This is a genomic window from Paenibacillus sp. fava2 (genome assembly GCF_058313675.1).
Map to the genome: position 1 here is coordinate 6,632,606 of NZ_CM177755.1, position 25,631 is coordinate 6,658,236.

At 52.3% G+C, this 25,631-nt stretch carries 15 protein-coding genes, 1 tRNA gene and 3 rRNA genes; 2 read left to right on the plus strand and 17 right to left on the minus strand.

Features of this window, described 5'->3' with window-relative positions; all coding sequences use genetic code 11:
- Positions 1 to 57: 57 nt before the first annotated feature.
- From pssA to AC4G46_RS29425, 12 genes are all read right to left on the minus strand, one after another.
- Positions 58 to 795 carry a CDP-diacylglycerol--serine O-phosphatidyltransferase gene (gene pssA / locus AC4G46_RS29370; protein ID WP_090719478.1) on the minus strand — a complete coding sequence of 246 codons (738 nt, stop codon included), beginning with the start codon at positions 793 to 795 and terminating at the stop codon, positions 58 to 60.
- 64 nt (positions 796 to 859) lie between these two features.
- Positions 860 to 1,936 (minus strand): DNA integrity scanning diadenylate cyclase DisA, encoded by a 1,077-nt coding sequence (disA, locus tag AC4G46_RS29375; protein ID WP_342563235.1) that lies wholly within the window; start codon positions 1,934 to 1,936, stop codon positions 860 to 862.
- A gap of 15 nt (positions 1,937 to 1,951) precedes the next feature.
- On the minus strand, positions 1,952 to 3,319 hold the full coding sequence (radA, locus tag AC4G46_RS29380) for a DNA repair protein RadA (RefSeq protein ID WP_068727719.1): 1,368 nt from the start codon (positions 3,317 to 3,319) through the stop codon (positions 1,952 to 1,954).
- A gap of 238 nt (positions 3,320 to 3,557) precedes the next feature.
- A complete protein-coding gene (gene clpC / locus AC4G46_RS29385) occupies positions 3,558 to 6,029 on the minus strand; it encodes an ATP-dependent protease ATP-binding subunit ClpC (RefSeq protein WP_491125742.1) in 2,472 nt (823 codons plus the stop codon).
- Between the two features lie 36 nt (positions 6,030 to 6,065).
- Positions 6,066 to 7,130, minus strand: a complete 1,065-nt coding sequence (gene mcsB / locus AC4G46_RS29390) for a protein-arginine kinase McsB (protein WP_491125743.1) — start codon at positions 7,128 to 7,130, stop codon at positions 6,066 to 6,068.
- 28 nt (positions 7,131 to 7,158) lie between these two features.
- The gene (mcsA, locus tag AC4G46_RS29395; protein WP_090719484.1) at positions 7,159 to 7,683 is read right to left on the minus strand and encodes a protein-arginine kinase activator protein McsA; all 525 of its coding nucleotides are present in this window, start codon (positions 7,681 to 7,683) and stop codon (positions 7,159 to 7,161) included.
- Positions 7,684 to 7,710: 27 nt separating this feature from the next.
- Positions 7,711 to 8,172: a CtsR family transcriptional regulator gene (locus AC4G46_RS29400; protein WP_068727723.1), complete on the minus strand. Its 462-nt coding sequence runs from the start codon at positions 8,170 to 8,172 to the stop codon at positions 7,711 to 7,713.
- Positions 8,173 to 8,576: 404 nt separating this feature from the next.
- Positions 8,577 to 9,749 (minus strand): GNAT family N-acetyltransferase, encoded by a 1,173-nt coding sequence (locus AC4G46_RS29405; protein WP_491125744.1) that lies wholly within the window; start codon positions 9,747 to 9,749, stop codon positions 8,577 to 8,579.
- Positions 9,750 to 10,192: 443 nt separating this feature from the next.
- Positions 10,193 to 10,309: ribosomal RNA gene (gene rrf / locus AC4G46_RS29410) — 5S ribosomal RNA — on the minus strand.
- A gap of 196 nt (positions 10,310 to 10,505) precedes the next feature.
- Positions 10,506 to 13,431 (minus strand): 23S ribosomal RNA (locus AC4G46_RS29415).
- Positions 13,432 to 13,624: 193 nt separating this feature from the next.
- Positions 13,625 to 13,700 (minus strand) — tRNA-Ala (locus AC4G46_RS29420).
- Positions 13,701 to 13,800: 100 nt separating this feature from the next.
- Positions 13,801 to 15,348: ribosomal RNA gene (locus AC4G46_RS29425) — 16S ribosomal RNA — on the minus strand.
- The 16S, 23S and 5S rRNA genes sit together here with 1 tRNA gene alongside, the layout of an rRNA operon.
- Positions 15,349 to 15,748: 400 nt before the next feature.
- Here AC4G46_RS29425 and AC4G46_RS29430 point away from each other — a divergent pair.
- Together AC4G46_RS29430 and AC4G46_RS29435 are read left to right on the plus strand one after the other, a co-directional pair.
- On the plus strand, positions 15,749 to 17,005 hold the full coding sequence (locus AC4G46_RS29430) for an MFS transporter (RefSeq protein WP_491125745.1): 1,257 nt from the start codon (positions 15,749 to 15,751) through the stop codon (positions 17,003 to 17,005).
- 207 nt (positions 17,006 to 17,212) lie between these two features.
- On the plus strand, positions 17,213 to 18,487 hold the full coding sequence (locus AC4G46_RS29435; RefSeq protein WP_491125746.1) for a molybdopterin-dependent oxidoreductase: 1,275 nt from the start codon (positions 17,213 to 17,215) through the stop codon (positions 18,485 to 18,487).
- 89 nt (positions 18,488 to 18,576) lie between these two features.
- Here the strand turns inward: AC4G46_RS29435 and AC4G46_RS29440 are convergent, their stop codons facing one another.
- The 5 genes from AC4G46_RS29440 to ligA all read right to left on the minus strand — a co-directional run bounded on the left by AC4G46_RS29440 (position 18,577) and on the right by ligA (position 25,534).
- A complete protein-coding gene (locus tag AC4G46_RS29440; protein WP_491125747.1) occupies positions 18,577 to 19,575 on the minus strand; it encodes a hypothetical protein in 999 nt (332 codons plus the stop codon).
- A gap of 13 nt (positions 19,576 to 19,588) precedes the next feature.
- Entirely contained in the window at positions 19,589 to 20,833 is a 1,245-nt protein-coding gene (locus tag AC4G46_RS29445) for an ABC transporter permease (protein ID WP_491125748.1), read from the minus strand.
- Positions 20,830 to 21,549, minus strand: a complete 720-nt coding sequence (locus AC4G46_RS29450) for an ABC transporter ATP-binding protein (RefSeq protein WP_491125749.1) — start codon at positions 21,547 to 21,549, stop codon at positions 20,830 to 20,832. The genes AC4G46_RS29445 and AC4G46_RS29450 overlap by 4 nt, the downstream gene beginning before the upstream one ends.
- Positions 21,550 to 21,561: 12 nt before the next feature.
- Positions 21,562 to 23,283, minus strand: coding sequence for an alkaline phosphatase (locus AC4G46_RS29455; RefSeq protein ID WP_491125750.1), 1,722 nt, complete (start codon positions 23,281 to 23,283; stop codon positions 21,562 to 21,564).
- 238 nt (positions 23,284 to 23,521) lie between these two features.
- Positions 23,522 to 25,534, minus strand: coding sequence for an NAD-dependent DNA ligase LigA (ligA, locus tag AC4G46_RS29460; RefSeq protein ID WP_491125751.1), 2,013 nt, complete (start codon positions 25,532 to 25,534; stop codon positions 23,522 to 23,524).
- Between the last annotated feature and the right edge of the window lie 97 nt (positions 25,535 to 25,631).

Below are 25,631 nucleotides of genomic sequence, written 5' to 3' on the forward strand. Positions count from 1 at the left end.
ATTAACAGCAAAGGCTTTGCCGTTCACTGTCATCAGTGAGGGCAAAGCCTTTTTGGGTTAACCATTCTTTGATTGATATACCTTGTCTTCAGAACGTCTTCTGCGGCGGTGCCGTCGGCGTGCCGTCAGCCGGTCGATGTTCTGCTTGAAGCCGTACAGGGCGTACAGCGCCAGCAGCGCAAAGATCATTTTGGCAATCTGCTCCGGGAAAACAACAGCTACGGCTACAGCCACTACAATGACTACCGGTGCGATAAGCACTGCTTTTTTGGGCAGGCCGACTTTCTTGAAGTTAGGATATTTTACAGTGCTGACCATGAGATAGGATAAGAGCAGCGACGCAACAATCATAAATGGAGCGGAAACATCTTTATTGAAAAGAGCCAGTGTGGCCAGTACGCCACCCGCTGCAGGAATCGGCAATCCGACGAAATATCCGGGAATTCCCGGACGGACATTAAAGCGTGCGAGACGGAGCGCCCCGAATACCGGGAAAATCGCCGTTACCGTCCAGCCCAGTGCAGAGTTCAAATCCTGCAGGCTGGTCACATACATAATTAATGCAGGGGCTACCCCAAAGGAGACTACATCGGATAAAGAATCCAGCTCCTTGCCAAACTCACTTTCACATTTAAGTGCACGCGCGACCCGGCCGTCCAGTCCGTCTAAAAGCATAGCAATAATCACCATGATAGCGGCCATGCTGAGCTTGCCGTCTAACGCCATCATGATACCAAACATTCCAAGCATCAGGTTACCAATGGTAAAAAGACTTGGAATTGATTTTTGTATCATTTCTTCACCTCTGTCTGCTTACTTTAAACCTTAAGGCCATCAATATTACGTGATTGTATGTTATTTACATTTGCCTGTCAATAAGAACTTGCTTTTGCAGCCGTTTAAGCCCATCTTGAATATTGCGCGCCCTCATCTCACCAATCCCGTCCACTTCATCCAGCTCTGCTATGCTTGCTGTCATCAGATTAGGCAGCATTTCAAAGCGCTCCACCAGATTGTGAATGATGACATTCGGCAGCCGAGGAATCTTGTTCAGCAGACGGTAGCCGCGCGGTGTGACCGCTTCTTCCGAGGCGATTGCCGTCGAAGAATAGCCCAGCAGGCGGGCGATATGATTGTCATCCATCAGCTCATCATCACTGCTGCGTTTAAGCCCGGCGATGATTTCACGGATTTTGTCCTCCTGCTCTTCTCTTGCATAGTCTCTGTATAAGAGCCAGGCTTCTTCCTCTGTATTTCCCACCAGTTCTTCCATCTGCATGCTGATCAGGCGGCCTTCGTTGCCCAGCTCATTGATGTAGCGCTTGATTTCCATCTTGATCCGCAGTACCATCTCCACCCGCTGGATTACTCCAACGACCTCCGGAACAGTAACAATCCCCTCATATTCCGAAGCGGAGAGGTTGGTCAGCCCCTGGGTAAGCACTGCTTTATACTTCTCCAGCGTCTGAATCGCCTGATTGGCTTTGGCCAGAATGGCCCCGATTTCTTTGAGCGCATAACGGATAGAGCCCTGGTACAGCGTAATGATATTACGCCGCTGCGAAATGGAAACAACCAGCTTGCCGGTCTGCTTCGCAACACGCTCCGCCGTCCGGTGACGGATTCCGGTCTCAATCGAAGAGATGGACGAATCGGGAATCAGCTGGGTATTGGCATAAAGGATCCGTTTAAGGTCCTCACTTAATATAATGGCGCCGTCCATCTTTGCCAGCTCATACAAATAGTTGGGTGAAAAATCACAGTTGATGGAGAAGCCGCCGTCCACAACCTCCATCACTTCAGGACTGTATCCGACTACGATAAGTGCCCCCGTCTTGGCCCGGAGCACATTTTCCAGACCTTCGCGGAAGGGTGTGCCCGGCGCTGCCATCCTCAGCAGGTCATTCATGTTCTCTAATTGAGTATATTCTTTCATCTTCCTATTAGCCCCCTAATCTAACGCGACCTTTAATGCATCTGCTACGGTGCTGACGCCGATAATCTGGATATCCTGTGGATGCTTCCAGCCTTTCATGCTCTTTTCAGGCATAATTACCCTCCGGAAGCCCAGCTTAGCCGCCTCTTTGACCCGCGTTTCGGCACGTGAGACGCCTCTGACCTCGCCGGTAAGACCGACTTCGCCAAAGAAGACATCATAGGGTTTGGTGGAAATATCTCGGAAGCTTGAGGCGATGCTGACTGCAACTGCCAGATCAATGGCCGGCTCATCCAGCTTCACGCCTCCTGCCACATTGAGGTAGGCATCCTGGTTCTGCAGAAACATGCCCATCCGCTTCTCAAGTACTGCAATAATAAGCGCCATGCGCTGATGATCCATCCCTGTGCACATCCGCCGCGGCGAGGGAAAATGGGTGGCGGCAACCAGCGCCTGCAGCTCAACAAGCACCGGTCTGGTTCCTTCCATACTGGCCACGACGGCAGAACCGGCCACACCCAGCGGACGTTCCGACAGGAACAGCTCCGAGGGATTCTCTACTTCTGTGAGGCCGATCTCGCCCATTTCAAAAATGCCGATCTCGTTGGTAGAACCGAAACGGTTCTTAACTGCGCGCAGCAGACGGTAGGTATGGTGACGTTCCCCCTCGAAATACAGTACACAATCTACCATATGCTCGAGCATCCGGGGTCCGGCAATGGCCCCCTCTTTGGTAACATGACCAACCAGTACTGTCGCAATTCCACGGATTTTGGCAATGCGCATAAAACGTGTCGTACACTCCCTGACCTGTGTCACACTGCCGGGTGCACTCGTCACCTCAGGCATAAATACAGTCTGAATGGAGTCAATGACGAGGAATTGCGGCTGAATCTGCTCAATCGCCTCTTCAATACTCTCCATATTGGTTTCACACAGCACGTACAGCTCACCTGACAACGCCCCGAGGCGGTCGGCCCGGAGCTTAGTCTGACGTACCGATTCTTCCCCGGAAATGTAGAGCACACGGAGTCCCTGGGTAGTCAAGGCATGAGAGGTCTGCAGCAGAAGGGTAGACTTACCGATACCGGGATCTCCTCCGACAAGCACCAGCGAGCCGGGGACAATGCCTCCGCCAAGCACACGGTTAAGCTCACCGATGCCTGTCAGGATGCGCGGTTCTTTGTCACTTTCTATATTTATGATCGACTGCGCCTTTTCTTTACTCTGAAAAATAGGTGCATTCATTCCTTGTGTTTTGACTACGCTTTCCGTTTCTTCCACCATGGTGTTCCATGCCTGGCAGCCCGGGCATTTGCCGAACCATTTTGGCGATTCGTAGCCGCAGTCGGTACAGAAAAATTTTGTTTTTGCTTTTGCCATGTGGTCTCCTTACGGTACGAAGTTGCTAAAATTGCATATAATTAGCCCTTATTCAAAGTTTACCATTTCTCCATCGCGAACGAAAGGTTACTTAGGCTCTAGTTTTTGACTGTCTCTATAACCTGCCTGATTTTAGGCCTGTTTAGTCAATTTCTGCTCAATACGTACAACCGGTTAACAAAAAAAAGCCCCGCTCCTCTATACGGAGGAGCGGCAGCTTTGTTTCAAGCGGTCTTTCTTACTTATTGTCTGCTTCAGCTTCTTTTTCAAGTGCGGCGGCCGGTGCTTCTACAGTGGTTACCACAAGCTCGCCATCCACCTGATCAATCTTGAGGGAATCCCCCTTCTTGATATTGCCCTTCAGCAGCTCTTCGGACAGGCGGTCTTCGATATGCTTCTGGATCGCCCGGCGCAGCGGACGGGCACCGAATGCCGGATCGTACCCTTCCTTGGCCAGGAATGCTTTGGCTCCGTCTGTAAGCTCGAAGTCCACATCGTATTCACGCAGCCGCTTGCGCAGCTCGTCGGACATGAGTGTAACGATTTCGGCGATATGCTTCTCTTCCAGCGAGTGGAAGACAATGATTTCGTCGATACGGTTCAGGAACTCAGGGCGGAAGCTCTTCTTCAGCTCTTCCATTACTTTGCCCTTCATGTTGCTGTAATCTGCTCCGGCATCCTGCACAGCAGTGAAGCCGAGGGTTGAATTTCTCTTGATTGCCTGTGCCCCTACGTTAGAGGTAAGGATAATCAGCGTGTTGCGGAAATCGACTACGCGGCCTTTGGAATCGGTCAGGCGGCCGTCTTCCAGCACCTGCAGCAGGATGTTGAACACTTCAGGGTGAGCCTTCTCGATCTCATCCAGCAATACTACAGAATATGGCTTGCGGCGTACCTTCTCGGTCAGCTGTCCGCCTTCTTCATACCCTACATACCCTGGAGGCGCCCCTACGAGACGGGACGTGGAGTGTTTCTCCATGTATTCCGACATGTCGATACGGATTACGGCGTTCTCGTCACCGAACATCGCTTCGGCAAGTGCACGGGCCAGCTCGGTTTTACCTACCCCGGTTGGTCCAAGGAAGATGAAGGAGCCCATTGGGCGCTTAGGATCCTTGAGACCCGCACGTGCCCGGCGCAGCGCCCGGCTGACAGCCTTCACAGCCTCATCCTGGCCGATTACACGTTCATGGAGCAGGGCTTCCATATTGAGCAAACGGTCAGTCTCCTCTTCCTTCAGCTTGCTTACCGGAATTCCGGTCCAGCTGGCCACTACCTGAGCGATATCCTCAGGAGTAACCTGGGAATCGGTACGTCCCTGCTTCTCTTTCCACTGGTTCTTGGTTGTATCAAGCTCCTCGCGGATCTTCTGCTCGGTATCGCGCAGCGCAGCAGCCTTTTCAAACTCTTGGCTCTGTACTGCAGAATCCTTCTCCTTGCGGATATCGTCAAGGCGCATTTCCAGTTCCTTAAGATTCGGCGGGATGGTGTAGGAGTTCAGCCTAACCTTGGAACCTGCTTCATCAATCAGGTCAATCGCTTTGTCCGGCAGGAACCGGTCAGGAATGTAGCGGTCAGACAGCTTAACTGCTTCGACAATCGCTTCATCTGTAATTTTCACCCGGTGATGGGCTTCATAACGGTCACGCAGTCCGTAAAGGATCTGTACGGCTTCCTCCGGAGAAGGCTGATCCACCGTGATCGGCTGGAAGCGGCGCTCCAGGGCTGCGTCTTTTTCAATATATTTGCGGTATTCGTCAAGGGTAGTTGCACCAATGCACTGCAACTCTCCGCGGGCCAGGGCCGGCTTCAGGATGTTGGAGGCATCAATCGCACCTTCCGCACCGCCTGCCCCGATCAGGGTGTGCAGCTCATCGATGAAGAGTACAATGTTACCAGCCTGACGAATTTCGTCCATAATTTTTTTGAGGCGGTCTTCAAACTCACCGCGGTATTTGGTTCCGGCCACCACTGAACCCATATCCAGGGTCATAACGCGCTTGTCGCGCAGCGTTTCCGGAATTTCGTTGTTGATGATTTTTTGGGCCAGGCCTTCAGCGATTGCTGTTTTACCAACCCCCGGCTCACCGATCAGCACCGGATTATTTTTGGTCCGGCGGCTCAGTACCTGAATTACGCGTTCGATTTCTTTGCTGCGGCCAATAACCGGGTCAAGGTTGCCGTCTTTCGCATAGGCAGTCAGATCACGTGCCAGACCGTCCAGCGTTGGCGTGCTGACATTGGCAGGCGTGCCGCTGTGGCTTGAAGTAGCTTCACTGCTGCCCAGCAGCTGCAGTACCTGCTGGCGTGCCTTGTTCAGGCTGATTCCCAGGTTGTTAAGTACACGGGCAGCTACACCCTCGCCTTCGCGGATTAGGCCGAGCAGGATATGCTCTGTGCCGACGTAAGTATGACCCAGCTTGCGTGCTTCATCCATCGACAGCTCGATAACTTTTTTGGCACGTGGAGTGTACGCGATGTTGGTAGGCTGTTCCTGTCCTCTGCCGATCAGCGTCTCCACTTCATCCTGGATTTTCTCCAGACCCAGACCCAGTCCAATCAGTGCCTTGGCGGCAATGCCGTCTCCCTCACGAATCAGTCCGAGCAAAATATGTTCTGTACCAATGTTGTTATGTCCCAGCCGTACAGCTTCTTCTTGCGCCAGCGCCAGCACTTTTTGTGCGCGTTCCGTAAATCTTCCAAACATCATATCTCCTGCACCTCCACGGATAATAAATATCTATAATTAATGTTGTAATCCCAGTGTTTCCCGGAGCAGCTTCGCCCGGTACATATCGCGTTCAGTCGCTGACAGCTCGTCACCGAACATTTTTTGCAGGAACCCCGGCTGTGTCTTCACATTCAGCTCATTCAGTACGGAGATCGAGGGACCTTCAAGAATGCCCAGATCCACACCCAGCCGCAGATCGGAGAGCCGCTGTGCCGACTCCTTGAGCTCCATAACAGCAGCATATGCCAGAATACCGTAGGACCGTTTAATCCGGTCGGTAATCCGCAGTGCTGAATCACTCAGCAGCCGCTCGCGGGCGTTACGTTCATGCTCAATAATCTGTGTAACTACACTATGGAGATTCTCGATAATTTCACTTTCGGTCTGTCCCAGTGTAATCTGATTGGAAATTTGAAAAAGGTTCCCTACTGCTTCGCTGCCCTCACCGTAAATTCCTCTTACCGTAAGGCCCACCTGGTTAACAGCCGATAAAATACGGTTGATCTGGTGGGTCATCACGAGTGCCGGCAGATGCAGCATCACCGAAGCACGAAGACCGGTGCCTACATTGGTAGGACAACTTGTCAGATAGCCTCTCCTGTCATCAAAGGCATAATTGACGGAGGCTTCAAAAATATCATCAATGGCCGTTGCCCGCTCCCAGGCCTCCTTGACCTGCAATCCGGGAAACAGGCACTGGATCCGGAGATGATCCTCTTCGTTGATCATAATGCTGACCGACTCATCCTCGTTCAGGATAACCGCACCGCCGCGGGAATCATTGGCCAGATTTGGGCTGATCAGATGCTTCTCCACCAGCACTTTTTTGTCCAGCTCGCTAATCTCATCCAGCCGCAGCAGTTCAAAGGTACCAAGGCCCCCTGCGGCTTCTCCTTGAAACACAGGGGCAAGCTGTTCCAGGGCTTCTTCTGCCTGCTCAGCCGAGGCCAGCAGCGGAAACGGCAGATGCTCCAGATTGCGGGCGATACGCATACGGCTGCTGATCACAATTTCAGAGTGGCTGCCGCCGCAGCGCATCCAGTTGCTAAGCGCTTGTTCGGTAAACCGGAGACTTGACATGTCGTATCCCCCCTATATATGAAAGACTTTACTCTTGTGCCATTTCTTTTTCAAGTTTGCGGATTTTGTCCCGCAGCTCGGCTGCCGTTTCAAATTCTTCCTGGATGATGCTTTCCTGCAGTTCATGCTTCAATTCATTGATCTGACGCTTGCACATGATCTGTGCACCGGCGCGTTTGGGCAGTTTGCCCACATGTGCGGTGCTGCCGTGAACTCTTCTGAACAGCGGGTCCAGCGTGCTGTCAAAATATTTATAGCAGGAGCTGCAGCCAAACCGTCCAAGCTTGCTGAACTGGGAATAGGTCATGCCGCAGCTCTCGCAGTGCAGACCCTGTACATTTTTGGTCGCTGCTGACTTCTCCTTGCCCGCCCCTTCAAGATCGAGCAGACCGGATAACAGGCTGTGGATCGAGAAGCCCCCTGCGGTTCCGGGAATCATCTCCCCTTTTTCACGGGCACAGCTTTCACAAATATGAAACTCCGTCTTCTCTCCACTCACAATCTTGGTAAAGTGCAGAGTAGCCGGTTTGACGCCGCATTCCTGACACAGCATAGCGGAGTCCCTCCCTTATGATGACCATTATTTGCCCAACAAAGAGATTAGCATCGCCTTCATAATCTTGGCACGAATCTCATCCCGGTACGGCAGATTAACCGTCAGGCATTCCCGGGAAACAGCGGCGCGCATAAGACACGCTTCACGTTTGCTTAGGAAACGGGCTTCCTCGAGCTGATAGATCAGCCCTTCGGCAGAATTCTGATCAATATCATTTCCTATTGTAGATTTGAGATGAGCGTACAGCGCCACATTCTGGGGCAGCTCAAAACGCTGAATCCGGATATAACCGCCGCCGCCGCGCTTGCTCTCCACCACATAGCCCTTCTCCAAGGTAAAACGTGTACTGATGACATAATTAATCTGTGACGGCACGCATGAGAACTGGTCCGCCAGGTCATTGCGCTGGATTTCCACCGTACCTTCGGGACTTTCATGCAAAATATTCTTCAGATATTGTTCGATAATATCAGAGATATTACGCATCACTCATCCTCCAGTGCTTAATGCAATAGTGTACGTCTGTGCTGCGAATCCGCCCGGAGTAGCCTCTAAAGAACTTAACCCAAGAGTGAAAGCACGAATCCCGGCTTGGCTGCCGCATGAACAGCGACAACGTCCTTAAAGGAATATATATTGAACCCTGCAGATCCACTGCTATAAATAACTAAAAAGCTGAGGTAACAGAATAGCTCTGGTGAGCCTTCGTTGACTTTGACTTTCTTTGACTTTTTTCATATTATAACATATTCTCACTGAATTCCAAGGGGTTACTCTTATTTTTTACTTAATGCCGCCAATGTATTCGGGATATTCTTACGGCCCGGTGATTTCATATGTAAAAAAAGAAGCTCTCCCTGCTGCAAAACAGCGGCAGAGCTTCAGCGGCATCAGAAAAAGTCAATCAAGGCGGTCTCGGCATGCGGTACAGCCTCTTCCAGCCATTTCAGCGCTTCCGGATCGCCCGTCAGGCTGCCGTATCTGACCAGCTCCTTCGGACGCTTATATCCCATCAGCAGAACAGTCAGCGTTCCAATGCTGCAGCTCAGGTCTGTCTGCCCGTCTGCTGCCTCAGAGCGGACCAGCGAAGCTGCTCCATCTGTATTCACAGTCAGCGCCCAGCTTCCATCGTTCCATGGAGCATGATCATCTTTAATGTACAAAGTATATTTTCGGACTTCCGGCTGTTTATTGAAGATAAACGATTCTATGAAGGCCTGTGCATTAACAATCCGCGCCATAAAATAAGGATAATTCTCCTGTGGAATCCGCGGGTCCGGCAGCAGAAACGGCAGGATATCATCCGACGGCACCAGCTTCAGCGAAGCACCGGTGATCATGGAATCGTGATTGGCAAGGAATGTCCAGAGCCCACGGCGTGCCTTTTCATTCAGATAGACAAATTCATCAATAACGAGCTCCCTTTTCTCCAGCTTATACAGTACGTAACCCTCTGGTTCGCCTTCATCCGAGATAAACAGGCAATGGTGCATGTCCTCATCCAAGACACTCTCCTTCCACCATCCCATGCTTCTCTTCAGCGTTCCGTTATAACGGGACGCAAAGCGGTTGTAGAGCAGATCCAGTGTTTCCAAATCTGCAGCATCACGCCGCACACTGCCTTCGATCTCTGTCTTCACCGGAAATTTACCCACAGGAATTGTGTACTTTTTGTATTCGCAATAAACCTCCCAGCCGAACCGGCGGTAAAAGGGAATCAGAAACGGATGCAGCATTGAAAGTGACTGGCCGTTCTCATTCATTACCTGCAGGATATGCTTTAATAGAGTCGCGACGTAGCCCTGTCTACGGTTCTCCGGCCATGTGGCTACTCCGGCAATTCCCCCCATAGAAACAATTCTGTCCTGTATATGTACTTCCAAAGGCAGAAGTGTGAGTCCTGCCTTCAACTCCCCCTCCTCAAAAACACCCCATACTCTTTCCGGCTTAAACTTCTCTTTTTGGGTTATCCGGGCCTCTGCTGACACTTTGTACTGAAACGCGTATTCAGAAAGAGTCAAGTTTGATTCAAATTCTTCTGGCTTCAGCTGCCTTATTTCCACGTCAGTTCACCTCATAAACAGAAATTTATTAATGCTTATAGAGAGTATAACAAGCCAGATTGCTGTATGCTAATTTTCTGCAGACTTTCTGTAAACTTTCTGGAGACTAATAGAAAAATCGCAGGAGTTATCCACAAAGTAAAAACAGCAACAAAAAAAGCCGGGCAAAGCCCCCCGGCCAAAAACACTTATCCACGGTTATGCAACCGTTATCAACAAATTCCACATATTATCCCCAAAAACAGTGTATTACTAGGAAATTTTCTTGACTAAATTACATATTCATGCCTTTCCTCGCCCTTAACAGGGGATAAGTCGTTAAATGAAAAAGCTATCCACATGTGTGTACTTTTTCAGCAGCAATCTGAATTATCCACAAGTTTTCCACAATTATTCACAGACGCAAAAAGTCCACTGTCGATTGCTCAACAGTGGACTCACGCGCTTGGCGGCGTCCTACTCTCCCAGGACCCTTCGGTCCAAGTACCATCGGCGCTGGAAGGCTTAACGGTCGTGTTCGGGATGGGTACGCGTGGAACCCTTCCGCTATCGCCACCAAACATGCGTCTGTGAAACAGACGCTGCCGCTAGACATTTGGTTCATCACCCGAAGTGCGAATAAATGTCGTTGCGTTACAGGCTTAATCACCTGAAAACTGAATCCGAAACGAATCTGCGTTTGCCCTTGTTATGGGGCCCCCGGAAAGTATTCGGAATCGGCTTCGTCAGCCTCTTCTTCACTTTTTGGGGTAGTTTTTGGATAAGCCCTCGACCGATTAGTATTGGTCAGCTCCATGCATTGCTGCACTTCCACCTCCAACCTATCTACCTCGTCGTCTTCAAGGGGTCTTACTAATTGGGAAATCTCATCTTGAGGGGGGCTTCACGCTTAGATGCTTTCAGCGCTTATCCCGTCCGTACGTAGCTACCCAGCCATGCTTCTGGCGAAACAACTGGTGCACCAGCGGTACGTCCATCCCGGTCCTCTCGTACTAAGGACAGCTCCTCTCAAATTTCCTGCGCCCACGACAGATAGGGACCGAACTGTCTCACGACGTTCTGAACCCAGCTCGCGTACCGCTTTAATGGGCGAACAGCCCAACCCTTGGGACCTACTTCAGCCCCAGGATGCGATGAGCCGACATCGAGGTGCCAAACCTCCCCGTCGATGTGGACTCTTGGGGGAGATAAGCCTGTTATCCCCAGGGTAGCTTTTATCCGTTGAGCGATGGCCCTTCCATGCGGTACCACCGGATCACTAAGTCCGACTTTCGTCCCTGCTCGACTTGTAGGTCTCGCAGTCAAGCTCCCTTATGCCTTTGCACTCTTCGAATGATTTCCAACCATTCTGAGGGAACCTTTGAACGCCTCCGTTACTCTTTAGGAGGCGACCGCCCCAGTCAAACTGCCCGCCTGACACGGTCCCCGTACCCGCTTAGGGTACCAGGTTAGAACCTAGATACGATCAGGGTGGTATCCCAACGGCGCCTCCACAGAAGCTTGCGCTCCTGCTTCTACGGCTCCCACCTATCCTGTACAGATCGTACCCAAATTCAATATCAAGCTGCAGTAAAGCTCCATGGGGTCTTTCCGTCTTGTCGCGGGTAACCTGCATCTTCACAGGTATTAAAATTTCACCGGATCTCTCGTTGAGACAGCGCCCAAGTCGTTACGCCATTCGTGCGGGTCAGAATTTACCTGACAAGGAATTTCGCTACCTTAGGACCGTTATAGTTACGGCCGCCGTTTACTGGGGCTTCGGTTCATAGCTTCGGATTGCTCCTAACCACTCCCCTTAACCTTCCAGCACCGGGCAGGCGTCAGCCCGTATACTTCGCCTTGCGGCTTCGCACAGACCTGTGTTTTTGCTAAACAGTCGCTTGGGCCTTTTCACTGCGGCCCCCTCGGGCTATTCACCCTACCGAGGCACCCCTTCTCCCGAAGTTACGGGGTCATTTTGCCGAGTTCCTTAACGAGAGTTCTTCCGCGCGCCTTAGAATTCTCTTCTCGCCTACCTGTGTCGGTTTGCGGTACGGGCACCTTCTCCTGACTAGAGGCTTTTCTTGGCAGTGTGAGATCATGACCTTCGCTACTATAATTTTCGCTCCCCATCACAGCCCAGCCTTACGATGTGCGGATTTGCCTACACACCAGCCTCACTGCTTAGACGGACATCCATCAGTCCGCGTCACTACCCTCCTGCGTCACCCCATCGCTCATAGCGGATTACGGTGGTACAGTAATTTCAAACTGTTGTCCTTCGACTACGCCTGTCGGCCTCGCCTTAGGTCCCGACTTACCCTGAGCGGACGAGCCTTCCTCAGGAAACCTTGGGCTTTCGGCGGATCAGATTCTCACTGATCTTTTCGTTACTCATACCGGCATTCTCACTTGTATGCTGTCCAGCGCTCCTTACGGTACACCTTCAACCCACATACAACGCTCCCCTACCCCTGATGCAAAGCATCAAGCCATAGCTTCGGTGGTGTGTTTAGCCCCGTTACATTTTCGGCGCAGAGTCACTCGACCAGTGAGCTATTACGCACTCTTTAAATGGTGGCTGCTTCTAAGCCAACATCCTGGTTGTCTGTGCAACTCCACATCCTTTCCCACTTAACACACACTTGGGGACCTTAGCTGATGGTCTGGGCTGTTTCCCTTTTGACAATGGATCTTAGCACTCACTGTCTGACTCCCGGCAAGAAGGTAATGGCATTCGGAGTTTGACTGAGCTTGGTAACCCTTGCGGGCCCCGCACCCAATCAGTGCTCTACCTCCATCACTCCATTCACCGAGGCTAGCCCTAAAGCTATTTCGGGGAGAACCAGCTATCTCCGAGTTCGATTGGAATTTCTCCGCTACCCCCACCTCATCCCCGCACTTTTCAACGTACGTGGGTTCGGGCCTCCAGTGCGTGTTACCGCACCTTCACCCTGGACAGGGGTAGATCACACGGTTTCGGGTCTACGTCCACATACTGAGTCGCCCTATTCAGACTCGCTTTCGCTGCGGCTCCGGCTTCTCACCTTAACCTTGCATGTTAAACGTAACTCGCCGGTTCATTCTACAAAAGGCACGCCATCACCCATAGATCGGGCTCTGACTTTTTGTAAGCACACGGTTTCAGGTTCTATTTCACTCCCCTTCCGGGGTGCTTTTCACCTTTCCCTCACGGTACTGTTTCACTATCGGTCGCCAGGTAGTATTTAGCCTTGACAGATGGTCCTGCCGGATTCATACGGGGTTTCACGTGCCCCGCACTACTCGGGATCCGTCTCGGAGAGAATATCATTTCGGCTACAGGGCTTTTACCTCTATCGCGGGCCTTTCCAGACCTCTTCGCCTACCATATTCCTTTGTAACTCCATGTGAGACGTCCCACAACCCCAGGAGGCAAGCCCCCTGGTTTAGGCTGTTCCGCGTTCGCTCGCCGCTACTGACGGAATCACTATTGTTTTCTCTTCCTCAGGGTACTTAGATGTTTCAGTTCCCCTGGTCTGCCTCTACACACCCTATGTATTCAGATGTGAGTAACTGCGAATTACCACAGCTGGGTTTCCCCATTCGGACACCCCCGGATCAAAGCTTGCTTACAGCTCCCCGAGGCAGTTTCGTTGTTCGCCACGTCCTTCGTCGGCTCCTGGCGCCTAGGCATCCTCCGTGTGCTCTTATTAGCTTAACCTCGATTTTTCCTTCGGAAAATATCGGACATTGAATTTCTTCAAAGCCTTTATTTTCGTTAAGATCATCGTTAGCATCGCCATTAATTCAAAACTTGTTTACACAAGTTCAGCTTAAAGGAATGTTCTAAAACGCAAATTCGTTTCGGTATCCAGTTTTCAAGGATCAAGACAAAGCAAATAGATGAAGTTTGTTGGTGGAGCCAAGCGGGATCGAACCGCTGACCTCCTGCTTGCAAGGCAGGCGCTCTCCCAGCTGAGCTATGGCCCCGCAAATTCCATCAAAACCGAACAAATGGGTACGCGTTAAGTATTTTGGAAGCTTAGCTTCCGATTTGAATGTTTCCGTTGCAGGAAACGATTCTCCATAGAAAGGAGGTGATCCAGCCGCACCTTCCGATACGGCTACCTTGTTACGACTTCACCCCAATCATCTACCCCACCTTCGGCGGCTGGCTCCCTTGCGGGTTACCCCACCGACTTCGGGTGTTGTAAACTCTCGTGGTGTGACGGGCGGTGTGTACAAGACCCGGGAACGTATTCACCGCGGCATGCTGATCCGCGATTACTAGCAATTCCGACTTCATGCAGGCGAGTTGCAGCCTGCAATCCGAACTGAGACCAGCTTTGCTGGGATTGGCTCCACCTCGCGGCTTCGCTTCCCGTTGTACTGGCCATTGTAGTACGTGTGTAGCCCAGGTCATAAGGGGCATGATGATTTGACGTCATCCCCACCTTCCTCCGGTTTGTCACCGGCAGTCACTCTAGAGTGCCCAGCCTTACCTGCTGGCAACTAAAGTCAAGGGTTGCGCTCGTTGCGGGACTTAACCCAACATCTCACGACACGAGCTGACGACAACCATGCACCACCTGTCTCCTCTGTCCCGAAGGCCGCCTCTATCTCTAGAGGATTCAGAGGGATGTCAAGACCTGGTAAGGTTCTTCGCGTTGCTTCGAATTAAACCACATACTCCACTGCTTGTGCGGGTCCCCGTCAATTCCTTTGAGTTTCAGTCTTGCGACCGTACTCCCCAGGCGGAGTGCTTACTGTGTTAACTTCGGCACCAAGGGTATCGAAACCCCTAACACCTAGCACTCATCGTTTACGGCGTGGACTACCAGGGTATCTAATCCTGTTTGCTCCCCACGCTTTCGCGCCTCAGCGTCAGTTACAGCCCAGAAAGTCGCCTTCGCCACTGGTGTTCCTCCACATCTCTACGCATTTCACCGCTACACGTGGAATTCCACTTTCCTCTTCTGTACTCAAGCCACCCAGTTTCCAGTGCGACCTCAGGTTGAGCCCAAGGTTTAAACACCAGACTTAAATAGCCGCCTGCGCGCGCTTTACGCCCAATAATTCCGGACAACGCTTGCCCCCTACGTATTACCGCGGCTGCTGGCACGTAGTTAGCCGGGGCTTTCTTCTCAGGTACCGTCACTCCGGTAGCAGTTACTCTACCGGACGTTCTTCCCTGGCAACAGAGCTTTACGATCCGAAAACCTTCATCACTCACGCGGCGTTGCTCCGTCAGGCTTTCGCCCATTGCGGAAGATTCCCTACTGCTGCCTCCCGTAGGAGTCTGGGCCGTGTCTCAGTCCCAGTGTGGCCGTTCACCCTCTCAGGTCGGCTACGCATCGTCGCCTTGGTGAGCCGTTACCTCACCAACTAGCTAATGCGCCGCAGGCCCATCCCTTATCGACAGATTGCTCCGCCTTTTATCCTTCCCTCAGGCGAGGAAAGGGATTATCCGGTATTAGCTACCGTTTCCGGTAGTTATCCCAGGCTAAGGGGCAGGTTGCCTACGTGTTACTCACCCGTCCGCCGCTAAGCTCACCCCGAAGGATAAGCTCCGCTCGACTTGCATGTATTAGGCACGCCGCCAGCGTTCGTCCTGAGCCAGGATCAAACTCTCCAATAAAGTATTGAAAAGAGCGATTCGCTCATTTTGAAACTGACGATTCATTTAATGAATCTTGTAAAAATTAACGCGTTCCATTTGTTCAGTTTTCAAAGAACTTGCTCCCGGTATTCAACTTTCGTTTTCGCGACCGGAATTAGATCATATCATATTTCTTTATTTCTTGTCAACTTATTTTTTCTAAGCCCGTTTGCTCGGCGTCGATGTCTCATAAGCACAAGAGATAATATATCATGCCGATCAAATGAATGCAAGCTTTTTTTCACAAATCAACTTTTCGGCTCCTTTACATTAGCTGCTCTGCATAAATTGATTCCATGATGCCCTAAGAGTGGCTACAATAGAACCTGTACTGCTTCTGCAGAAACCCTCTTAATTATTCGTATCGAAAGGAGTTTCAATGAATACTAACGTCAGGCAGGGCGTTCCTGCACCTGCTCTTGAAACCAAGGAGCAGCGTAATCAACAGCAGGCCACAATATACAGGATTCTGCTGGCTATCAGCTTTGTTCATCTTTTTAACGATTCCATTCAGGCGGTAATTCCGGCGCTATTCCCTACGCTCAAGGATAATCTGCTGCTGTCCTTCACCCAGATCGGCTGGCTCGCCTTTGCCTTGAATATTACCTCATCCCTGATCCAACCGGTGATCGGTTTTGCTGCTGACCGTAAACCCAGACCCATTCTGCTGCCGCTCGGCATGTGCTGTACATTTGCAGGGGTTTTTCTTCTGGCCTTTGCTGACAGCTACCCTTTGGTGATCATCTCTATTATATTTGTTGGACTGGGATCTGCAGCTTTCCACCCTGAGGGTATGCGAGTGGCACATATGGCGGCAGGACAGCGTAAAGGTCTCTCGCAGTCGATCTTTCAGGTCGGCGGAAACGCGGGGCAGGCTCTGGGTCCTCTGTTGAACTACGGGGTGTTCATTCCTTTCGGGCAGATCGGAGCGCTCGGGTTCACTCTTTTTGCCGCCGCCGGAATTGTCATTCAGACTTATGTCGCCCGGTGGTACCGCGGAATGCTAAATGCCGGGTATACGTTCCGCAAGAAATCCTCAAAAGGCACCATTGACCCTGCACGCCGGAAAGCCGTATTTATGGCCACCGTTATTCTGGTTTTTATTGTATTCGTGCGCTCCTGGTACGGGGCTTCGATCGGAGGATACTATGCTTTCTATTTAATGGATCATTACGGCATGGAGCTCGATAGCGCCCAAATATATATCTTTTTATATCTGGCTGCGGGAGCTGTCGGCACCTTTTTTGGCGGACCGCTTGCTGACCGTTTCGGACGGCGAAATCTCATTCTGCTCTCTATGGTAGGTACAGTGCCGCTTGCCCTTATTCTTCCGTTCGCCAATGCTTTTTGGGCAGCTGTGCTGCTGATTATCTCGGGATTTGTACTCCTGTCCAGCTTTTCGGTAACCGTTGTCTACGCACAGATGCTGTACCCGGGAAATATCGGTACCGTTTCAGGTCTGATTACCGGACTGGCATTTGGTCTTGGCGGTATCGGCTCTTTGGTCATCGGCAAACTGATAGATCACACTGATATTACCACTGTGTTTGTAGCCTGCGGCTTCCTGCCGCTGCTCGGACTGGTCGCACTCCTGCTTCCCGGTGACAAAAAGCTGGAGCAATGGGCCGCTGAATAACATTTCGTCTTCAAAATCCAATTTTTCTAAATTGCCCAACCTTCTCCGGACAAGAGCAGGCTGGGCTTTTTAATCCCTTTTCCCGGATTTACGAATGTGCAGCACAGTATATACGACAGATTATTCAACGGCGTTTTTTTGCGGTACAATTAATTAATTCAAACTTGAACTAACTGGTGGCTTCGAAGGCTGAAGGAGGAATATCCATTGAGAAAGATGCTGGCTAACATCCGGAAAGGATACGGCAAGAAGCTTGTTTCGATTCACCGGTGGAATGCCTGGCTTGTACTGTTTCTGGCGATGAGCGGATTGCTGCTGGTAGGCGGCTTTTGGCGCGAGGTATTGGGGGAGGGCAGAGTATGGCTGAAATGGGCACACATTGTCCTTGGGCTGGCGCTGCTTATTCCGGTTGTCTATTATCTGCTGCTTGCCGCCAAGCACTGGAAAAGGCTGGACGGGAAAAAGGCACAAAAAACAAATGTTATCTTCGTACTTATCCTCCTTATCGGCTGGCTTGCATCAGGGATTGTGCTTTGGCAGTTCAGACTTGCCGGGCCAAGAGCGGCGAATGCGGCGCTTTGGATTCATGACCTGCTCACTTGGGTCGGACTGCCTGTCATCATCTATCACTCCATTACCCGGGTGAAATGGCTCAAGGAACCCCGGAAACGTTCAGTCGTTGCAGAAACAGGAGGTCCTGTCGGCTCCGGTACTATAGCGGATACAAAACATCCCGCAGCCGCCAGTACTCCCCAGCCTGTATACACGCGGCGCGGCTTCATCAAGCTTGCGGTCGGGGCAGGCCTGGCCGTTACCGTTGGCCCAACCTTTGTCCGGTGGATCGGCAAATCCCTCCAGCTGCCCGGCACTGCAGATTATGCGGCCGATAATGCCAATACCCTTATTCCCGATCCCGTTCCGCTGGCCGATTCTTCTCCGCCAATCGGGGGCGGTGCAGAGGGCAGCTTCCGGATATACACGGTAACCGATATTCCGGCATTCGATAACTCGAACTGGTCCTTTACAATTGATGGACTGGTCGACAAACCGTTCACATGGAGCTGGGAAGAGTTCGTTAAGCTGCAGCGCGAGGTGCAGGTCAGTGATTTTCACTGTGTGACCGGCTGGTCTGTATATAAAAACACATGGGAGGGTCTTCCTTTATCCAAGCTGCTGGATATGGCAGGAGTAAAAAATGAAGCGGTAATGGTCAAGCTGTATTCCGGCGACGGCGTCTACACCGATTCCCTGACATTGCCGCAGGCCCGTATGGAAGATGTAATGGTGGCAGTAATGCATGACGGCTTGCCGATTCCGAATCAGCTCGGGGGACCGGTGCGTCTGGTGACTCCGCAGAAGTACGCCTACAAATCGGTTAAATGGCTCAACCGGATTGAATTAATTGCCGAGGATCACGTCGGATACTGGGAACAGCGCGGATACGATAAGGACGCCTGGCTGCCGGGTGCCAACCGGGTATGACACAAGGATTATAGACCGGACACCAATAGCCCCCGCTCCCTGTAAAGGGAACAGGGGCTATTTGCGTTTTCCGTAACATTTACTTTGACTCAAAGACTCTTGAACGAGGCGTCGTACAGCCGGAACATTGTTTTGTAGCCTGATTCGTCAATCTTGATGCCCACATCCAGACGCCCCGTTATCTCAAGGGGTCCGGAAGTATAACGGAGTTTGTCGCCTCCAGGCACAAAAACAATCATGATTTTGTTCCAGTAGGTTTCATCCCCATTATCGAAGGGACATTCTGCTCCCGGCTCGGGAATGAGCAGAAACCAGTTCTTTTCAAAGGAAAGGACCTCACCCATAAAGCCCTTTATTTTGACCTTGCTGCCGCTAAGGTCCCAGAAGTGCTCTGAGGGCCGCGTCTGATCGCTGCCATCAAAAAAACCGTTCCAGTCAATAGAGGCAAGCCCTGCATGAGCGCCTTCTGCCGGAATAGCTGCTGCTACCTGAGAAGGGCTTGCTGCTGGAACAGGTGCAGAATGACCTGGCTGCTCCACGCCACCGCTACCACTCCCGCCAGCCCCAGTACTCTTTGGCTGCTTCACAGGTGCTGGTGTAACGGGTATAGAGCCGCCGGGTTGCCGGACAGGCTTCGGTGTAACTGCTGCAGCCGAAGACGGACGAACCACCGGCCCGGGTGTCCCCTGAGCGGCGTTGTCGGCTGCAGCCGCTGCTGGCTTGCCGCTCTGCCGGTCTGCTAAAGCACCGGCTGGTTCTACGGACGGTGCTGCCGATTCCTTCTGCCGGACTCCGTTACCATCACCGGACTTACCGGGAGCAGGGGAGCTGCTCACGGCCGGCAGGGCTGTAGCAGATAGCCGTTCTGCCGGAGGCGCAGCTGAGGCTTCCGGTGTTGCGGCCTGCACCTGCACAACCGGACTCGCTTGTGTTTCTGCCGGCATGCCTGATTGAGCCGGAGCTTCCGCCACCGCAGCAAAGGATTCCCCCTCACCTTCAGCCGCCGTATTCTGCCCGCATGCCTGAAGCAGCAGCATGCCCAGCAATGCTGCCAGCGCGGGAAACAGCCTTTTCTGTAATCGTATCAATTGGGTGTACCTCCTATGATTTGAACAGCGCAAGCGGATGCATCCGGTACATCCGGAACGCCGGGCCTAGCGAGGACAGCAGACCAACGGTAATAGCGCCTAATGCAATCAGCCAGTGCTCCGGTGTCCAGTGGTAAGGCTGAATCTGGATGCCCGCCTGTGCGAACAATGCATCCTTCAGCAGGTAAGCGCCAAGATGACCGAGCAGCAGACCGGCGATCAGCCCGGTGGCCGTGACCAATAGGCCTTCACAGGTCAAGGTCAGCCATACATAACCCCTTGATTTACCCAGAAGACGTAATAGTCCGACATCTTTGGTACGTTCACCGGCTGCGGCAATCAGCGATAATAAGATCGAAATCCCGGCCAGCAGCACACAAATCGCCGTCAGCACACTGAGCAGCCTGGAGCCTTGATCCACTGCATTCAATACATCTGATACAGCCTTGCTTGTGTACACTGCCTGGACTCCGTTAGAACCATCAAGCTCCTGCTTCAGATTGTGGGCTCCAAGCAGACTTGCCGGCTTTACTAATACTGCTGTAATTTCCCTGTCTTCAGGTGCAAGTCCGTGCACAGCCCAGGCGTAGTCTACCGTTGTAAATACGGCACGGTCATCCGGGGTATGGAGCTCAGGAAGGATACCGGTTACGGTGTAGCGGAAGCTGCCGTGGGCGTGATCTTCATCATGCCCTTCTCCATGCTCTTCTCCGTGTTCTTCACCATGCTCAGCTTCCGCTGATTCAAGGCCTTCCTCCTGTACAAGTCCGTGCGCTCCCGAAAAGATGTCTCCTACCTTCAGTCCCAGCGACTTGGCAACATATGAACCAACAATGGTTTCACCGGTATGGGCATACATGGAGCCTTCCTGCAATCTGCCACCGCCGTATCTTGTGAAGAAGTACCCTGACTCCAGCCCTACTATCGGAAACCCCTTATAGTTGTCTCCTGTTGTCATCGCATACGCTTCAGCCACAGACTGATCCTGTCTGGCCTGCTCCAAAGCGGCAAGCGGAATATTTCCGGTAGGGGCACCGATATGGTAAAAGGTATTGAGCACCAGCTGAGTTTCACTGCCCGCCGCTCCGATGACAAGGTCAAAAGGGCCGTAGCCCTTTCGGGCCCCCTGCTCCACACTTTCACGGGACAAGGTGAGCAGTACAATAAATGCCACGGTTACGGCAACAGCGCAGACAGTGAGCAGAGACAGGAAACGCCGGTGCAGCACGTTGTGCAGCGTCAGTCTGAATAGGCTCATACCGTTGCTTCCTCCCTTAGCCCCAGGCTGTGCCGCTGCAGCGGCATTGCTTCCCGGCGGACGGTGTTCACATCCTGAATATTCAGGCAATGCGGAAAACGCCCCGCCATATTGAGGTCATGAGTGACAACGATCAGCGTATGCCCGTGCGCAATGCTGAGCTCAAGCAAAAGAGCGGATATTTCATCCGCAGTCTCCCAGTCCAGACTCCCAGTAGGCTCATCGGCCAGGAGAAGCGGAGGCTGATTCACCAGCGCCCGGACAATGGCTATCCGCTGCTGCTGCCCGCGCGACAGCTGGGAAGGCCGGTGCTGGCTGCGGTCAGCCAATCCCACCTGCTCCAGCCAGCCGTCCACAACGCGTCTGCGCTCCTTGGATGTGAGCCTTGCGGTCATCGCAATCTCGATATTCTGCCGTGCCGTCAAGGACGGAATCAGATGAAAGTCCTGCAGCACATAGCCGATGCGGGAAGCACGGAAAGCATCGCGTTTGGCCTCCGCCAGCTCGTGAAGCGGCTGGCCGTCCACTATAATGCTGCCGCTGTCCACCCGCAGGATTCCGCTGACCAGGTGCAAAAGCGTGCTTTTACCGGACCCGCTGGGTCCGGTAATCGCTACACGCTCTCCTTTTTCCACATTCCACTCAGGGATATCCAGAATCGGCACCGGTCTTCCGTCAACCTTGAACTGTTTTTTTACCTCCCGAATCTGAAGCACCCGGTCACACCCCTATCTCAGGACAAGCCGTTCGGACAAAGCATCCCATTTCAGGGTTGTGCCTGTCAGCTGATTGAATGCCGTGAGCGGAAGGTACAGTACTCCATTATCCACATCAACTGTATATGCCGCTGTCTTGCCGTTAAGCTTGGCAGTTTTGCCTGTCAGGCTGACATCAATGGTATTGTTCTTCAGTACCAGCTTCGCGGCAGAAGCATCGCCTTTGTACGTCCCTCCAAGCGCTTTGGCCAATGCTTCGGCCGGGTAGAGCACTTCGTTGTCGCGGCTGATTTTAAACTTAGGATACAGATATTTGGACTGCAGCTCTGCTGAACGCTTGTTGAGGTCCAGACCCAGAATACCGGCACCTGCTGTGGCAATCTGCGTATTGTCCACCTGGCCCTTTACCTTGTCCGCAATCGGCCCGTATGCCCAGACTCCGACATCTACCGCCGAGTGCCCGTGACCGGACCAGCCGACGAGCAGGCGTTTGGAAATGACCGCGTTGTACGCACCTTCGCGTTTGTACGAGGAGCCGTCCCCGTTCATAATCTGGGTAACCTCTTCATCGGTAAGATCCGTAATCCAGGTATTTGTTGTTACAATACTGCGGATTTCTTCCGGTGTCTGCGCCGCTTCAAGAGCCGCCGCCAGGCTTTCGGAGGAATGCTTCTGCTTATTCCACAGATCAATATTGATTTCATAAATGTTATCGCGTGAAAGGGACAGGCCGCCTGTCTCATGGTCCGCTGTGACTACGACGGAGGTGTTACCGTTTTTCTTGGCAAAATCAATCGCTGTCTTGAATGCGGCGTCAAAGTCGAGCGCCTCCTGGACGAGCGTCGGCAGATCGTTGGCATGACCGGCATGGTCAATACGTCCGCCTTCAATCATCATGACAAAGCCATCCTTATCGGTTGATAAAATATTCAGCGCCTTGGAGGTCATAGCTGCAAGACTCGGTGTTTCTGCCGTCCGGTCCGGGACATAAGCAACATGAGAGTTGCCGAACAGTCCGAGCACCTTGGTATTTTTGGAGGTGAGCGCGTTCAAAGCAGAAGCGTTCTCAACCACCGTGTAACCTTTGGCTTTGAAGTCAGGGATAAGGCTCTTGTCCGTACGCTTGCCCTTCTCTTCCTTCGTTACAAAAAACTGCTTTCCGCCGCCCATCAGCACATCCACACCGCTATCCAGATACTGCGAGGCAATTGCCGATTCATTATCGCGGTTGCGGACATGGGAGGCATAAACGGCTGGTGTAGCGTGGGTGATACGCGCCGTGGTGACGAGTCCTGTTGCTTTGCCTGAACTCTCGGCAGCTTCAATAATGGAGGCAAAGGGCTTGGATACATCCTCATTGGATACGCTGATGCCTGCGTTGTAGGTTTTGTGTCCTGTGGCAAAGGCAGTACCGGCTGAAGCGGAGTCCGTAACGATACCGGATACAATCTTCCCGCCGTCTTCACCGCGGTCTGCATATGTAGTAGCCTGTCCTACGTAATAAGGATCGATATTCAGATGACTGACACCCTTGGTGTACTGCTGAAAATATCTTGCCGCCGAAATCTGGGCCGGGCCCATACCGTCGCCAATCAGCACTATAAGATTTTTGGACTTAGCGTTTGCCGCTCCCCCTGCGTTCGTTGTCCCCTGCGCTGCTCCGGCAAGTGTTGCCCCTGAAACTACAGCCGCAGCCAATCCTCCAAAAATGATGCCCTTCATCAGCTTGTTCATTGTATACCCTTCCTCCTTATGGTGATTCTTACCATAGCTTAGCTTGGAAACGTTAACCAATTGTCAAAATAAGTAATCAGTTGTATTAAATTATCATTTGTTCATATATTTCTTATTGCGGTCTTGCAGGGAAAGATACGGTTTATAAAAAATAAAAAAGAGCCCTGTATCCCCCTGCCAAGCAGTGGAGTTCCAGGACTCTATAGTTCCGCAATTATTCCGGTTGCATTAAAGCCGCTTACAGCTCCAGCAGCCGGATCAGTTCATCTTCGTCCTCAATGACCTGAATCCCGAGCTGCTGGGCTTTGGCCAGCTTGCTGCCTGCCTTTTCGCCGGCAATGACCAGATCCGTCTTCTTGGAGACGCTGCCGGATACCTTGGCACCCAGTGCCTCCAGCCGGTCTGCCGCCTCCTCGCGGGTCAGCTTCTGCAGGGAACCGGTCAGGACAACTGTTTTACCGCTGAAGAAGGAATCGGTACTGACCTGGCGCGGCGCTTCCGGCGCTTTGGCCTGCACCCCCAGCTCCAGCATGCGGTTAATGCTGACCACTACAAAAGGATCCGCGAAGAAGCTCACGATGCTCTCCGCGACAATTCCGCCGATATCCGGCAGACCGGACAGCTCTTCGGCGGTTGCGTTCATAACAGCCTCAAGGCTGCGGTAATGATCGGCCAGCATCCGGGTGGTTGCCTTGCCTGTGTTCGGAATGCCGAGCGCATACAGGAAGGAGGCGAGATCCCGCCCCTTGCTCTCCTCCAGTGCTTTAAGCAGATTGGCAGCCTTCTTCTCACCGAAGCGGTCCAGCTTGACCAGCTGCTCAAAGGTCAGCTCATACAAGTCCGCAGGCTCACGCACATTCAGCTCTTCATGCAGCTGGCCGGCGGTCTTTTCGCTGAAGGTCTCGATATCCATCGCATCCCGGGAAGCGAAATGAGTGATCCGGCTGACAATCTGCGGTTTGCAGTCCAGCTTGTTGTTGCAGAACAGATGCGCACCGCGCATTTCCAGAGGGAAGCCGCAGGCAGGACAGTTCTCCGGGAAAATAATCTCTTCGCCGTCACTCTCTTCCGTTACCTTGCCGAGAATTTCCGGAATGACATCATTGGAGCGGCGGATGAAGACACGGGTCCCCAGCGCATGCTTCAGATTTTTGCGTTCGATGTCCCCTACGTTATTAAGTGTGCAGTTCTGCACGGTAACACCGGCAAGCTCTACTGCCTCTACACGGGCCAAAGGAGTCACTTTACCGGTGCGTCCCACGTTCCAGCTGACCGATTCCAGAATGGTCGTCGTTTCTTCCGCCTCGAACTTGTAGGCTACTGCCCAGCGCGGGAACTTATCCGTATAGCCCAGCGCTTCGCGGATCCGAAAGTCGGTAACCTTGATAACTGCACCGTCAATAAGGTAATCCAGACCGGCACGCTTCTCTTCAATCTCCGCCAGCTGCTCGGTAACGTCATCAAATTTATCGTAATAGGTAAGATAAGGATTCACCTTAAACTGGTTGGTCCGCAGAAAATCCATCATCTGCTGATGATCGGCAAACTGCACGCCTTCGGCATAACCCACGTTATAAAAGAAAGCGTTCAGCCTGCGTTCGGCAGTCGTCTTAGGATTCAAATTGCGCAGTGCACCTGCAGCCCCGTTGCGTGCATTCTTCAGCGGCTCGGCTGCGCGGGTATTGTAATCAGCCAGTACGGACAGATTCATAATCCCCTCACCCTGGACTTCGATCAGCCCTTCCTTAAAGGGGATAGTGAGCGGTACCGACTTGATCGTCTTGACCTGGGCAAGAATGCCTTCACCGGTTACCCCGTTGCCCCGGGTCGCAGCCTGTACAAGCCTGCCGTCCTGATAAGTAAGATTAAGGGTCAGTCCATCAAACTTCAGCTCCACCGCATAGCAGGGCTCAGGCAGCGGATTGGCCGGATTTCTGGTGTTATAGTCATTCACCAGCTTCAGCACACGGGCATTCCAACTCCGCAGCTGCTCGATATTCTGTGCTTTGTCGAGGCTCCATAGGGGCGCAAGGTGCCGGTGCGGGCTGAAGCCCTTCAGCAGCTCCCCACCAACCCGCTGGGTTGGAGAGTCGGGAAGCACAAGGCCGCTCTCTGCTTCAAGCTGAACAAGCTTGTCATAGAGCACATCGTACTCCTTGTCACTGACCAACGGGGCATCCAGGGTGTAATAGTGATAGTTGTATTTATTCAGCTCGGCAACAAGCTCTTCCATGGTATGCATAACGTCCATCCGGGCATATCCCTCCGTTATATGGATTGTATCTAGCAAGAGAATGACACTTCTATATCTCTTTATTTTCTATAATCGCTTGTGCTAACCCTGCCTG

Excerpts from the sequence above, each read along its gene's own strand:
- radA (WP_068727719.1), bottom strand. The coding sequence starts at position 3,319 with ATGGCAAAAGCAAAAACAAAATTTTTCTGTACCGACTGCGGCTACGAA.
- disA (WP_342563235.1), bottom strand. The coding sequence starts at position 1,936 with ATGAAAGAATATACTCAATTAGAGAACATGAATGACCTGCTGAGGATG.
- AC4G46_RS29445 (WP_491125748.1), bottom strand. The coding sequence starts at position 20,833 with ATGAGCCTATTCAGACTGACGCTGCACAACGTGCTGCACCGGCGTTTC.
- AC4G46_RS29455 (WP_491125750.1), bottom strand. The coding sequence starts at position 23,283 with ATGAACAAGCTGATGAAGGGCATCATTTTTGGAGGATTGGCTGCGGCT.
- mcsA (WP_090719484.1), bottom strand. The coding sequence starts at position 7,683 with ATGCTGTGTCAGGAATGCGGCGTCAAACCGGCTACTCTGCACTTTACC.
- ligA (WP_491125751.1), bottom strand. The coding sequence starts at position 25,534 with ATGGACGTTATGCATACCATGGAAGAGCTTGTTGCCGAGCTGAATAAA.
- mcsB (WP_491125743.1), bottom strand. The coding sequence starts at position 7,130 with ATGTCAAGTCTCCGGTTTACCGAACAAGCGCTTAGCAACTGGATGCGC.
- AC4G46_RS29430 (WP_491125745.1), top strand. The coding sequence starts at position 15,749 with ATGAATACTAACGTCAGGCAGGGCGTTCCTGCACCTGCTCTTGAAACC.
- pssA (WP_090719478.1), bottom strand. The coding sequence starts at position 795 with ATGATACAAAAATCAATTCCAAGTCTTTTTACCATTGGTAACCTGATG.
- AC4G46_RS29400 (WP_068727723.1), bottom strand. The coding sequence starts at position 8,172 with ATGCGTAATATCTCTGATATTATCGAACAATATCTGAAGAATATTTTG.
- clpC (WP_491125742.1), bottom strand. The coding sequence starts at position 6,029 with ATGATGTTTGGAAGATTTACGGAACGCGCACAAAAAGTGCTGGCGCTG.